This is a genomic window from Eggerthella guodeyinii, from assembly GCF_009834925.2.
Lineage (GTDB): Bacteria > Actinomycetota > Coriobacteriia > Coriobacteriales > Eggerthellaceae > Eggerthella > Eggerthella guodeyinii.
In genome coordinates this window covers 2,698,576-2,711,945 of record NZ_CP063310.1, presented here as the reverse complement: position 1 = coordinate 2,711,945, position 13,370 = coordinate 2,698,576, and the positions used below count along the sequence as shown (strand labels likewise).

The window sequence follows — 13,370 nt, the reverse complement described above, 5'->3', positions numbered from 1 at the left end:
AATGAAGCGCGTAAATCGTCGCAGTCTCAATGCGCTATTTGCTGTGGTGTCGTTTGCCGTGGCCTTGTTTTTGCTCTGCTTTGCGATGCCCTCCAAGGCGTTCGCGGTTGACGTGTCTCGGTATGCAGGCGTCGACATGTTCGAGACCGCGGCAGCCGAGGCGCGCGCCGCCTACCAGAACGGCTCTCCCAGCGCAATCCTCGTGGGGCCTGGGGGTTCCTGGGTCGACGCACTCTCGGCAGCCGGCCTTGCCGCTTCAAAAGGCCCCATCCTGTTCACGGACCGCGAGGACCTCTCCTCGCCAACCGCCAAGGTGCTCTCCGACCTGAGGGTGAAGAGCGTCATTGTGGTAGGCGGGACCGTTGCGGTATCGGATACGGTGGTGGCCCAGCTCTCGGCCAAGGGCATCGCCCTCGAGGCGCGCTTGGGCGGCACCGACTGCTACGACACCCAGATGGAGGTGTATAACTACGGGTTGGAGCGCGGGTTTTGGGATGCCTCGATGGCGATTGTTGCCACTGGCGACCAGTTCGCCGACGCGCTGTCCGTCTCTCCGGTGGCCTATGCGAAGAAAGCCCCCATCTTTCTCGTGGAGCAGGGCTCCGACTTGCGCGAGCCTCAGAAGCGGGCTCTGCTGAAGGGGGCTGAGCAGGGGCGCTTCTCCCGGGTGCTGGCCGTGGGCGGCACGGCTGTCGTCTCCGACTTCGCCTACGGGTTTCTCGAGCTGGTCGCCGCCATCTCCTCGCCGGACGGCGTGTGCGAGCGCGAGGCGGGAGTGGATCGGTACGACACCTCGGCAGCCATCGCCGGTTGGGCGGTGGACAACGGCATCCTCTCCTGGGACGGCGTCGCATTCGCCTCGGGCTCGCTGCCCTACGACGCGCTAGCAGGATCGGTGCTGCAGGGGGCCACGAAGTCGGTGATGCTGCTCGTGGGCGACGCTTCCTCCTCGACTATCAAATCTGTAGTTACCAAGAGAGGTTCCATTTCAACCATCCGCTATTTCGGGGGAACGAGCGCGATCTCGAACGGTTTGTGCTCATATATCGAGCGCTCTATGGAATTCGGTCGCGTGCTCCCTATGGGAGCAACAAGTTTGTCTGACGGCAGCTATCTTTGGTGCAACTCGAGTGGCGTCGATCGGCAGGATGCGATCAACCGTGCGATGCGCATAGCTCGGTCGTGCCTTGGCATCCCCTATGTCTGGTTGGGCAAGTATCCCGAAGACGGCGGCATGGATTGCGCTTCGTTCACCTGGCATATCTATACGCGTAATCTTGGCATGGATATCGGGTTCGAGACGTACGATCAGATCAACGCAGGTTATCGGGTGGCATCGATCAACGATGCGAAACCAGGTGATCTTATACTGATGTATTTTGGCGGTTGGCCCAACTACAACCCGCTTCTTCCCGAGCACGTGGTGCTCTACGCGGGCAACGGCATGATATACGAGGAGCCGGACTTCGGCATGAGCTGCCAGTACGTTCCTCTGTCTTCGAAGGGCTTTGGGAGGATGGAGGTTCGGCGCATTGTGAGCGACTAGATGCATGCGGTCGCGCCCCTCGCGAAACGCAACCGAAACACCGGCGAGTATAATGGTGGTTCGAGAGAGAAAGGACTGCCCGATGACCGTGACCCCCGAGCAAGACTTCGTGCTGAAAACCATCAAGAGCCGCGACGTTCATTTCGTCCGCTTCTGGTTCACCGACGTGCTGGGACGCATGAAGTCGTTCGCGGTCATCCCGAGCGAGCTCGAGGACGCGTTCGCCGACGGCATGGGCTTCGACGGCAGCTGCATCGAGGGGTTCTGCCGCACGCAGGAATCCGACATGCTGGCGTATCCGGACGCGTCCACGTTCCAGGTGCTGCCGTGGCGGCCCGAGTCCAACGCGGTCGCCCGCATGTTCTGCAACCTGCGCACGCCCGACGGGTCGCCCTTCGAGGGCGACCCGCGCCAGGTGCTCGCGCGCACGGCGGCGAAGGCCCAGGCGATGGGCTACGTGTTCAACATCGGCCCGGAGCTGGAGTTCTACTACTTCAAGGACGCCGAGGGCACCGAGGTGCTCGACCGCGGCGGCTACTTCGACCTCACGAGCCTCGACTACGCCTCCGACCTGCGCCGCGACACCGTGCTCACGCTGGAGAAGATGGGCATCCCCGTGGAGTACTCGCATCACGAGAACGGCCCGTCCCAGCACGAGATCGACCTGCGCTTCACCGACGCGCTGTCCATGGCCGACGCGGTGATGACGTACAAGCTGGTCGTCAAGGAGATCGCGATGAAGCACGGCGTGCACGCGTCGTTCATGCCCAAGCCCATGGCGGGCGAGCCGGGCAGCGGCATGCACGTGCACCAGAGCCTCTACGACCTCGACGGCAACAACGCCTTCTACGACCCGAACGACCCCCAGGGCTACCACCTGTCGAAGGTGGCCAAGCACTACCTGGCGGGCCTGCTCAAGTACGCGCCCGAGTTCTGCGCCATCACGAACCAGCACGTGAACTCGTACAAGCGCCTCATCGCCGGCGGCGAAGCGCCCATCTACCTGTCGTGGGCGCGCTCGAACCGCTCCACGCTCGTGCGCGTGCCGGGCTACCGCCCCACGAGCGAGGGTGCGTGTCGCCTCGAGCTGCGCAGCCCCGACCCCAGCGCGAACCCCTACCTCGCCTTCGCCGCCATGCTGGCCGCCGGCTTGGCGGGTATCGAGGAGGAGCTGGAGCTGCAGGAGCCCAACGAGGACCAGGACCTGTTCATGCTGTCGCGCCAGGACCTGCGCCAGCAGGGCATCGCCACGCTGCCCGAAAGCCTCGGCGAGGCGGTGGAGCTGTTCGCGGAGTCCGAGCTGATGCGCGCGACGCTCGGCGACCACATCCACTCCTACCTCGTGGCCGCGAAGCGCGCCGAATGGAACGACTACCAGGGGTACGTGTCGCAGTGGGAGCGCGACCGCTACCTCGCGGTGCTGTGACGTGCGAGAGGAGGGGCCATGCAGCGCAAGCAGGTGATATTCGTCGCGGACAGCCTCGACAACGCGCATAAGTTCCAGCAGGTGCTGTCGGGTTTGGACGTGGACGTGGCGGCGGGGTCGTCCGCCCAGTTCAAGAAGCTGCTCGGGCAGCATCCCGCCTGCGACCTCGTCGTGTACGAGGCGCGCGGCGGCGCGTCGGAGGACGTGGCCGGCATCGAGGCGCTGCTGCTCGAGGACAACGCGGCGTCGCTGCTCGTCATCGTGGGGGAGGACCAGCTCGTCCGCTTCCGGCTGCCCGTGCAGGTGAAGAGCGACTTCGTGATGCGCGGCGCATCGCCTGAGGAGTGCGCGGCCCGCATCCGCCAGCTGCTGTGGCCCGGCAACGAGGCCGCCACCTCGGACTGCCTCGCCGTGGAGAACATGACCGTGAACCTGGCCACCTACCAGGTGACGGTGGGCGGCGAGCCGCTCGACCTCACGTACCTCGAGTACGCGCTGCTGGCCTTCCTCGTCACGCACCCCTCGCGCACCTACTCGCGCGACGCGCTGCTGCGCCGGGTGTGGGGCTTCGACTACTACGGCGGCTCGCGCACGGTGGACGTGCACGTGCGGCGCATCCGGGCGAAGCTGGGCCCCGAGCTCGCCCAGCACCTGGAAACGGTGCGCGGCGTCGGCTACCTGTGGAGCGCGTAGCCGCGCGCGACGCGAAACCCTGGCGGGGCGGTAGGTGATTCTTTGTTTCTCCGACGGCGTCCGGCAGGGGCGCGACGGGTTGCTCTATACTGGTCGCTCGACACCCAAACCGACGGAGGACTCGCCCTATGCCGAAGAAGATCGCCGTCATCGACGGCAACTCGCTTATGCACCGCGCCTACCATGCGGTGCCCCAGACGATGAACGCTCCCGACGGGCGGCCCACCAACGCCGTGTTCGGCTTCGTGGCCATGCTGCTCAAGTTCATCGACATCGCGAATCCCGACGCGCTCATCTGCGCGTTCGATGCGGGTCGTCCGGCGTTTCGCATGGAGGCGCTCGAGCAGTACAAGGCGCAGCGCCCTCCCATGGACGACGACCTCAAGGTGCAGTTCCCCATCGTCGAGGAGCTGCTGGAGGCCATGAACGTGCCCGTGGTGCGCATCAAGGGCTGGGAGGGCGACGACGTGCTGGGCACCATCGCCGCGCGCGACGAGGAGCTGGGCTACGAGACGCTGCTCGTGACGGGCGATAAGGACGCCTACCAGCTGGCAACCGACAAGACGCGCATCGTCACCACGAAGAAGGGCATCACCGACGTGGCCATCTACGGCCCGGCCGAGGTGCTCGAGCGCTACGGCGTGCGTCCCGACCAGTTCATCGACTTCCTCGGCCTCAAGGGCGACTCGTCCGACAACATCCCCGGCGTGCCCGGCATCGGCGACAAGACCGCCGCGAAGCTGCTGCAGACCTACGGCAACCTCGAGGGCATCTACGAGCACGTGGACGATCTCAAGGGCAAGCAGAAAGAGAAGATCGTCGACAACAAGGACATGGCGTATCTGAGCCGCGAGGTGGCCACCATCGTGCGCGACCTCGACTTCCCGCTCGACCTCGAAGCGTGCTCGTTCCCGTCGTTCGATTCCGACAAGGTGACCGAGGCGTTCAAGAACGTGCAGTTCAACGCGCACCTCAGCCGCGTGCTCAAGCTCGTGGGCAAGGAGCTTGAGAAGAAGGCGGCCCCGCTCGTGGTGGAGCCGGTGGTCTCGGGGCCCGAGGCGCAGGCGCTCGTCGACGCGGCCATCGCGCGCGGCGAGACGGTGGGCGTGGCGTTCATCGAGCCCGAGCAGGTGTCGCTGTTCAACGCCGGCCTGCACGGCGCGGTGAACACGAGCGAAGGCACGGCGGTGTTCGAGGACGACGAGGGCCGCGAGGCGTTCGCGCGCATCGTGCGCGCCGGCTCGTTCGCCGCGCTCGACGTCAAGCGCGAGGTGCATCGCATCTATCCCGCCGATACGGCCGAGGCCGCGCTCGTGGAGGACGCCGAGCTCATGGGCATGCGCGCGTTCGACCTGGGGCTGGCCGGCTACGTGCTGAACTCGTCGGTGTCCGAGTACTCCTTCGACGCGCTGCTCGACGCCTACTACGGCGGCGTGCTGCCCGAGACGAAGGACGAGGCCGGCGCCGTGGCGGCCCAAGCCGCGGCGGCGCGCATGCTGGTGGGCCCGCTCACCGACGCGCTCGGGCGCGACGAGAGCAAGCGCGCCTACTTCGACATCGACCTGCCGCTCGTGGCGGTGCTCGCCATCGTCGAGCGCACGGGCGCCGCGGTGGATTGCGACCGCCTGGCCGAGCTGGGGGCCACGACGCAGGCCGAGCTCGACGAGCTGCGCGCGCGCATCATCGAGATCGCGGGGGAGGAGTTCAACCTCGACAGCCCCAAGCAGCTCGCGCACATCCTGTTCGAGGTGCTGGGCCTGCGCACGCTCAGGAAGAACCAGCGCGGCTACTCCACCGACGCCGCCGTGCTCAAGGAGCTGTCGAACGACCACGAGCTGCCGGCGCTCGTCCTGCGCTACCGCGAGCTGGCGAAGATCAAGTCCACCTACATCGACGCGCTGCCCCGCATGCGCGCCGACGACGGGCGCGTGCACACGAGCTTCAACGAGACGGTGACCACCACGGGGCGCCTGTCGTCGTCCGAGCCGAACCTGCAGAACATCCCCGTGCGCACCGAGTTCGGCCGCCAGATCCGCGAATGCTTCGTGCCGCTCGAGGAGGGCCACGCGTTCCTCTCGGCCGACTACTCGCAGATCGAGCTGCGCCTGCTCGCGCACCTGTCGAACGACGAGCACCTCGTGGCCGCGTTCTGCTCCGGCGCCGACTTCCACGCCGCCACGGCCAGCCGCGTGTTCGGCCTGCCGGTGGAAGAGGTGGGGCCCGGGCTGCGCAGCCGCGCGAAGGCCGTGAACTTCGGCATCGTGTACGGACAGCAGGCGTTCGGCCTGTCGCAGAGCCTCGGCATCCCGTTCAGCGAGGCCAAGGAGATGATCGAGCGCTACTTCGAGGCGTATCCCGGCGTGCGATCCTACCTCGACGACGCGGTCGCGCAGGCGAAGGAGCAGGGCTTCGCCGAGACGATGTTCGGCCGCAAGCGCCACATTCCCGAGCTCAAGGCCGCGAACGCCACGCAGCGCGGCTTCGGCGAGCGCACGGCCATGAACCACCCCATGCAGGGCAGCGCCGCCGACATCATCAAGCTGGCCATGACCGAGGTGCAGCGCCGCATCATGGAGCGCGGCTTCGAGGCGAAGCTGCTGCTGCAGGTGCACGACGAGCTGGACTTCAGCGTGCCGGAAGGCGAGATCGAGGAGCTGTCGGCCATCGTGAAGGACGTCATGGAGCACATCGTGGAGCTCCGCGTCCCCCTCGACGTCGACGTCTCCTACGCCGCCAACTGGGCGGAGGCGCACTAAGGGCCCCGTCGGCCCCGTCCCCCTCGGGGGGGGGGGTCGGCGTCGCAGCCGCCGCGCCGATTTTGTCGGACCTGTGATGTTCGAAAAAATCATACCACGCCGCCGCGTGTGGCTAAAGTATCTGCTATCATATAAACGTTGTGCTCTGTGGAGGCACAGCGTAGGAAGAGTGCGATGATACGCGTGGATCGTGCATAAGATCACATTGACTTGCTACGGTCACGCTGGTAAGCTATCGCCTTGCGTTTATTCATATCAAGGAGACACTCATGTACGCAATCGTAAAAACGGGCGGCAAGCAGTACAAGGTCGCACCCGGCGACAAGCTGAACATCGAAAAGCTTGACGCCGCCGTGGGCGACAAGGTCGAGCTCGAAGCCATCTGCGTCGTCGACGGCGCCAAGGTGGAGGCCGACCCCGCGAAGGCAGCCGCGACGAAGGTCACCGCCATCATCCTCGAGCAGTTCAAGGGTGAGAAGCAGCTGGTCTTCAAGTTCAAGAAGCGCAAGAACTACAAGAAGCTGCGCGGCCATCGCCAGCAGCTCACGCGCGTCCAGATCGAGTCCGTCGGCTCGGCCAAGGCTGACAAGCCGGCCGCCAAGAAGGCTGCGAAGAAGGACGAAGCTGAGAAGAAGCCGGCCGCCAAGAAGGCTGCCGAAAAGCCCGCGTCTGAAGACGCCGAGTAAAGCGTAAGGAGGGAACACCATGGCTCACAAGAAAGGTCTCGGTTCCAGCCGTAACGGCCGCGACTCCCACGCACAGCGTCTCGGCGTGAAGATGTTCGGCGGTCAGGCGGTCAAGACGGGCAACGTCATCGTCCGCCAGCGCGGTACGCACATCCATCCGGGCGAGAACGTCGGCCGCGGCAAGGACGACACGCTGTTCGCTCTGTGCGACGGCACGCTCGAGTTCACGAAGGGCGCCAAGCACAAGGTGCACGTGCGTCCCGAGGCGTAGGTTCCGCCTACCCACGACTGCGTAACGTTATCTGTTTTCGCATGCCCCCTGCTCGTCAGGGGGCATTTTTCATATACAATCCGGGTTGTCGTGTTTAAGCGAGCAACCCGTGCGCCCTCTCCGGGCGCGGATCGAAATAGAGGTACCACCCGTGTTCATCGACAAAGTACGCATCCATGTCAAAGGCGGCAACGGCGGAGCCGGCTGCATGTCGTTTCGCCGCGAGGCCCACGTGCCGAAGGGCGGTCCCGACGGCGGCGACGGCGGCCATGGCGGCAACGTCGTGGTCGAGGCCGACGCCAGCCTGTCGTCGCTCATCGAGTACCGCTTCAAGCACCATTTCAAGGCCGATCGCGGCACGCACGGCAAGGGCTCGCGCATGCACGGCGCCACCGGCGAGGACCTCGTGCTCAAGGTGCCGGTGGGCACCGTCGTCCACGAGTACTTCGAGGACGACAAAGAAGTGGGCGAGCTCATCGCCGATCTCACGCACGACGGCGAGCGCGTCACCGTGGCCGAGGGCGGCATGGGCGGCCGCGGCAACATCCACTTCGTGACACCGACCCGGCGCGCGCCCGCGTTCGCCGAGCTGGGCGAGCCGTCGCAGGAGCGCTGGATCGAGCTGGAGATGAAGCTCATGGCCGACGCGGCCCTCGTGGGCATGCCGTCGGCGGGCAAGTCGTCGCTCATCGCGAAGATGAGCGCCGCGCGCCCGAAGATCGCCGACTACCCGTTCACCACGCTCGTGCCGAACCTCGGCGTGGCGCGCTCGGGCGACTACAGCTTCGTCGTGGCCGACATCCCCGGCCTCATCGAAGGCGCGCACGAGGGGCGCGGCCTGGGCCACGAGTTCCTGCGCCATATCGAGCGCACCGCGCTCATCGTGCACGTGGTCGACCTGACGGGCGACTACGAGGGCCGCGACCCGCTCGAGGACTACGACATCATCAACCGCGAGCTGGCGCTGTACGCCGACGACCTGGCGGCGCGCCCGCGCATCGTGGTGGCGAACAAGATGGACGTGCCGGGCGTGGAAGAGGTGGCCGACCGGCTGGCGGAGCGCGTGCGCGCGGACTCCGTCGCGGCTGCGGGCGGCGACGAGTTCGCCCCGAGCCCCGTCGACCCGAAGCTCTACCGCATCAGCGCGCTCACGGGCGAGGGCGTCGACGGCCTCAAGGCCGCCATCGCCGCGAAGGTGCACGAGCTGCGCGAGGCGCTGCGCGAGCAGGCGCAGGCCGACGTGCAGTACGAGCACGTGTGGGAGCACAAGCGCGAGGAGCGCGACAAGAAGTTCAAGGTCGTGCCGCTCGGCGGCGGGGTGTTCCGCGTGGAGGGCCCGCAGGTGGAGCGCATGGTGGTGCAAACCGACTGGGAGAACGAGGAGGCCATCGCGTTTTTGCAGCACCGCCTCAAGCGCCTCGGCGTGGAGAAGGCGCTCGAGAAGGCGGGCGCGGTGGACGGCGACGAGATCCGCATCGTCGGGCGCGCGTTCGAGTTCGAGTCGGCCCGCACGGCCGAGGACCTGTTCAAGGAGCTCGATCTGTAATGAAGCCGGCCGGTTGCGCGCACGTCGCCCCGCAGACGCTGGGCAAGCGCCTCGTCATCAAAATCGGGTCGTCCACGCTCACCACGTCGGAGAGCAAGATCGACTACGCCTACCTCGCGGAGGTGACCGACCAGATCGCGCGCGTGCGCGCCGCGGGGTGGCGCCCCGTCGTCGTCACCTCGGCCGCCATCGCCTGCGGCCTCGAGCAGCTGGGCATCGAGAAGCGCCCGCACGACATGCCCAGCTTGCAGGCGGCCGCCTCGGTGGGGCAGAGCGCGCTCTCGACGGCGTACGCCGAGGCGTTCGCGCGCCACGGCATCGTGACGTCCACGGTGCTGCTGACGCGCCGCGACACGGCCGACCGTCGCGCGTACCTGCACGCGCGCGACACGTTCGACCGCCTGCTCGAGCTGGGCGTGGTGCCCATCGTGAACGAGAACGACACCATCTCGGTCGAGCAGATCCGCTTCGGCGACAACGACACGCTGGCGGCGCTCGTGGCGTGCCTCGTGGAGGCCGACCTCATGGTGATCCTGTCGGACATCGACGGGCTCTACGACGCCAACCCCCATCATCATCCGGATGCCAAGCTCATCGGCCGCGTCGAGGCCATCGGCCCCGAGATCATGGCTGTGGCGGGCGAGGCGGGCACCACGGTGGGCTCGGGCGGCATGATCACGAAGATCAAGGCCGCGCGCGTGCTCATGGTGGCGGGCATCCCGCTCGTGGTGTGCGACGGCCATCGCGCTGAGGCCATCGTGGACGCGGCAGCGGGCGAGGACGTGGGCACGCTGTTCGTGGCCGCGAAGAAGCCCCACGAGATCACGCCGAAGAAGCTGTGGATCGCGCTGGGCGACGCGGCGCGCGGCGCGCTCGTGGTGGACGACGGCGCGAAGGCCGCCCTCATCGAGCGCGGCAGCTCGCTTCTGTCGGTGGGCGTGCGCGCGGTGGAAGGGCGCTTCGAGGCGAACGACATCGTCGACATCAAGGATGCGACGGGGCATCTGTTCGCGCGCGGGAAGGTGGCCTTCGCCAGTGACGAGGCCGCGCTGGCGATCGGGCGCACGCGCGCGGAGCTGCAGGCGAACCGCCTGCTGGCAAGCTTGGCCGACAAACCGCTCGTCCATCGCGACGAGCTCGTGGTATTCGAGTAAGGGGGAGCCATGGTTGAGGAAACGGTGCGGGAGCACGTGCGGCGCGTCGCCGAGGAGGCGCGCGCGGCGAGCGGGGCGCTCGCGCAGACGAGCGCCGAGGAGCGCAACGGCGCGCTGGCCGCCATGGCCTCGGCGCTGCGCGCACATGCGCGCGCCATCGTCGAGGCGAACGGCCGCGACATGGACGCGGCGCGCGCGGCGGGCACCAAGGAGAGCTTGCTCGACCGCCTCATGCTCGACGAGGGCCGCGTCGAGGGCATCGCGGCGGCGCTCGAGGACCTCGTCGCGCTGCCCGACCCGCTGGGCGCGGTGCAGCAGCGGCGCACGCTGTACAACGGCATCGAGCTCACGCGCGTGAGCGTGCCGCTCGGCGTGGTGGCCGTCGTGTACGAGGCGCGCCCGAACGTGACGGCCGACGCGGCCGGCATCTGCCTGAAGTCGGGCAACGCGGCGGTGCTGCGCGGAGGCAGCATGGCGGCGGCCTCGAACGAGATCATGGCGAAGGTGCTGCACGACGCGGCGGTGGAGGCGGGCATGCCCCGCGGCTGCATCGGCGCCGTCACGGTGCCCGATCGCGCGGCGGCCGACGAGCTCATGCAGCTGCATGGGGTGGTGGACGTGCTCATCCCGCGCGGCGGCGCGGGGCTCATCCGCCACTGCGTGGAGGCGTCGAAGGTGCCGGTCATCGAGACGGGCACGGGCAACTGCCACGTGTACGTGCACGCGTCGGCCGACTTCGAGAAGGCGCGCGCCATCATCGTGAACGCGAAGTGCCGTCGTCTGGGCGTGTGCAACGCGGCCGAGACGCTGCTCGTGGACGAGGCGGCGGCCGAAGCCTTCCTGCCCGCGGCGCTCGCCGAGCTGGCGGAGCGCGGCGTGACGCTGCATGCCGACGAGCGCGCGGCGGCCGTCGCCGCGAAGCACGGCACGCCCACGGTGCCCGCCGACGAATCCGATTGGGAGACCGAGTACCTCGCGGCCGACCTGGCCGTGCGCGTGGTCGACGGCGTGGACGAGGCCATCGACCACGTGAACCGTTACTCCACGAAGCACTCCGAGGCCATCGTGGCCGAGGACGAGGGCGCCGTCGAGGCGTTCCTCGCGCGCGTCGACGCGGCCGCCGTGTACGCGAACGCGTCGACGGCGTTCACCGACGGGGCAGAGTTCGGCCTGGGTGCCGAGATCGGCATCTCCACCCAGAAGCTGCACGCGCGCGGCCCGTTCGCGCTCGACGCGCTCACGTCGTACAAGTACGTGCTGCGCGGCTCCGGGCAGGTGCGCGCGTAGTGGGACGGATCTGCGATCACTTCGACGACCTGGGGCGGGACGGGAGGCCGGCGCGTCTCGGCATCATGGGCGGCACGTTCGACCCCATCCATATCGGGCACCTCGCGTGCGCCGAGCAGGCGCGCGAGGCCTACGACCTCGACGGCGTGGTGTTCGTCCCCGCGGGCAACCCCGTGTTCAAGAAGGACCGCGTCGTCACGCCGGCGGCCGAGCGCCTGGAGATGTGCCGCATCGCCACGCGCAGCAATCCGGCGTTCGACGTGAGCGCCATCGAGATCGAGCGCGGCGGCGACACCTACACGGTGGACACGCTGCGCCAGCTGCGCGCGCACTACCCCGACAACGTGGAGCTGCGCTTCATCACGGGCGCCGACGCGGTGTACCACATCGTGCAGTGGCGCGAGAGCGCGGCCATCGCCGACCTCGCGCGCCTCATCGCGGTCACGCGCCCCGGCTACGTGCTGTCGGAGGAGCGGCGGGCGTTCATCGCCGAGCACGGCAACTTCGCCATCGATTACCTCGAGGTGACGGCCCTCGCCATATCGTCGAGCGACCTGCGCGAGCGGTTGGCGAGGGGGAAGTCGATCCGTTATTTGACGATGCAGGGCGTGCTCGACTATATTCAGGAGCGGGGCCTGTACGAGACGGGCCCGAGCGACGACGAAGGAGGCGTGCGATGAGCGAGGACGTGCTGTCGGAGGCGTTCTTCGACGCGCGCGAGCGCGATTTGGAGCAACGGCTCAAGCGCAAGCGCTTCGAGCACGCGCGCAGCGTGTCGGAGATGGCCGCGCTGCTGGCCGAGACGTACGGCGCCGACGTGCGCAAGGCGCGCTTGGCGGGCCTGCTGCACGATTGGGACAAGGAATACGACGACGACGCGATCCGGGCGCACGCCCGCGCGCTCGACGTGGACGTGGACCCGTACGTGCTGGAAACCATGCCGCGCCTGCTGCACGGGCCCACCGCGGCGGCCGAGCTCAAGCGCGCGCATCCCGACCTGCCCGACGACGTGATACAGTCCATCGCGCGGCACACCGCGGCGGCGGTGGGCATGAGCGACCTCGACATGATCATCTACATCGCCGACGCCATCGAGCCGGGCCGCGATTTCGACGGGCTCGACGAGCTGCGCTCCGCCATCGGCGAGGTGCCGCTCGAAGAGCTTTTCATGATGACGTTCAACCACATCCTGCTGACGCTCGTGGAGCGCCGGCGACGCCTGCACCCGGCAACGGTCGAGGTGTGGAACCATTACGTGGCCCGATCGCGCGAAGCGAAGGCCGAGAAAGGAACAGCGTGAGCACAACGACGAACGAGAAGACTTCCAGGGAATGCGCCCTCATCGCGGCCCGCGCGGCCGACGACAAGAAGGCCACCGACATCATGGTGCAGGAGGTGGGCGAGCTCATCGGCGTGACGGATTACTTCGTCATCGCCACGGCCTCCAACAACCGTCAGGTCGAGGCCATCATCGACGAGATCGAGGATGCGGTGCGCGTCCAGGCTCAGATGAAGCCGTTGCATCGCGAAGGCACGCAGGACGGCACGTGGTCGCTGCTCGACTACGGCAGCTTCGTCGTGCACGTCTTCCAGCCCGAGACCCGCGAGTACTACCGCCTCGAGGCGCTGTGGAACGACGCGCCCGTCATCGACCTGGCCGCCGAAGCCGGCCTCACCGACATCGAGTACTCCGACCGCATCGCCAAGCTCCTCGGCAAGGAGTAGCGCGTCGAGCATCCGGTTCAGCCTGCTCGCACGTCCTGCCATGCGCCGCCACCTACGTGGCGGCGTTTTTTTTGGTCGCCGTCCCGCGTCGGGCCGACGCGAGATTCACGTGAGAAGGGCGTCGGATCCACGTGGAATCGGCGCGAGAACGACGTTCGCTGCACGTGGAAACGACGTTGGAACCGCGCAAGACCCGCGTGGAATCCGCGTCAGACTCCCATGTTCTGCTATGCTTCGCCCTGCAGGACCCGCCGTGATGGCGGGGCCGGGTTACCGTCTG

General features: G+C 67.5%; 12 protein-coding genes. All 12 read left to right on the top strand.

Translation table 11 applies throughout. From position 1 onward, the window contains the following. Position 1: 1 nt before the first annotated feature. The 12 genes from GS424_RS11470 (at position 2) to rsfS (ending at position 13,090) form a co-directional block, all read left to right on the top strand. Positions 2-1,546, top strand: a complete 1,545-nt coding sequence (locus GS424_RS11470; RefSeq protein ID WP_160943322.1) for a cell wall-binding repeat-containing protein — start codon at positions 2-4, stop codon at positions 1,544-1,546. Between the two features lie 82 nt (positions 1,547-1,628). After that, the gene (locus GS424_RS11465) at positions 1,629-2,972 is read left to right on the top strand and encodes a glutamine synthetase family protein (protein ID WP_015760888.1); all 1,344 of its coding nucleotides are present in this window, start codon (positions 1,629-1,631) and stop codon (positions 2,970-2,972) included. A gap of 18 nt (positions 2,973-2,990) precedes the next feature. After that, entirely contained in the window at positions 2,991-3,665 is a 675-nt protein-coding gene (locus tag GS424_RS11460) for a winged helix-turn-helix transcriptional regulator (protein ID WP_015760887.1), read from the top strand. Between the two features lie 128 nt (positions 3,666-3,793). Next, positions 3,794-6,421, top strand: a complete 2,628-nt coding sequence (polA, locus tag GS424_RS11455; protein ID WP_160943323.1) for a DNA polymerase I — start codon at positions 3,794-3,796, stop codon at positions 6,419-6,421. Positions 6,422-6,690: 269 nt separating this feature from the next. Then, positions 6,691-7,107: a 50S ribosomal protein L21 gene (gene rplU, locus GS424_RS11450; RefSeq protein WP_154334440.1), complete on the top strand. Its 417-nt coding sequence runs from the start codon at positions 6,691-6,693 to the stop codon at positions 7,105-7,107. A 19-nt stretch (positions 7,108-7,126) separates the two neighbouring features. Continuing rightward, positions 7,127-7,378: a 50S ribosomal protein L27 gene (rpmA, locus tag GS424_RS11445; RefSeq protein WP_154334439.1), complete on the top strand. Its 252-nt coding sequence runs from the start codon at positions 7,127-7,129 to the stop codon at positions 7,376-7,378. 151 nt (positions 7,379-7,529) lie between these two features. Further along, complete coding sequence (gene obgE / locus GS424_RS11440; RefSeq protein WP_160943324.1) at positions 7,530-8,924, top strand: GTPase ObgE; 1,395 nt, start codon at positions 7,530-7,532, stop codon at positions 8,922-8,924. Then, positions 8,924-10,078 (top strand): glutamate 5-kinase, encoded by a 1,155-nt coding sequence (proB, locus tag GS424_RS11435; protein WP_154334438.1) that lies wholly within the window; start codon positions 8,924-8,926, stop codon positions 10,076-10,078. Before obgE ends, proB begins: the two co-directional genes overlap by 1 nt. A gap of 9 nt (positions 10,079-10,087) precedes the next feature. Continuing rightward, positions 10,088-11,365 carry a glutamate-5-semialdehyde dehydrogenase gene (locus GS424_RS11430; RefSeq protein ID WP_160943325.1) on the top strand — a complete coding sequence of 426 codons (1,278 nt, stop codon included), beginning with the start codon at positions 10,088-10,090 and terminating at the stop codon, positions 11,363-11,365. After that, positions 11,365-12,045, top strand: a complete 681-nt coding sequence (gene nadD, locus GS424_RS11425) for a nicotinate-nucleotide adenylyltransferase (RefSeq protein ID WP_160943326.1) — start codon at positions 11,365-11,367, stop codon at positions 12,043-12,045. Before GS424_RS11430 ends, nadD begins: the two co-directional genes overlap by 1 nt. Next, positions 12,042-12,665, top strand: coding sequence for a bis(5'-nucleosyl)-tetraphosphatase (symmetrical) YqeK (gene yqeK, locus GS424_RS11420; RefSeq protein WP_160943327.1), 624 nt, complete (start codon positions 12,042-12,044; stop codon positions 12,663-12,665). The genes nadD and yqeK overlap by 4 nt, the downstream gene beginning before the upstream one ends. Continuing rightward, on the top strand, positions 12,662-13,090 hold the full coding sequence (gene rsfS / locus GS424_RS11415; RefSeq protein WP_160943328.1) for a ribosome silencing factor: 429 nt from the start codon (positions 12,662-12,664) through the stop codon (positions 13,088-13,090). The genes yqeK and rsfS overlap by 4 nt, the downstream gene beginning before the upstream one ends. The last annotated feature ends 280 nt before the right edge of the window (positions 13,091-13,370 follow it).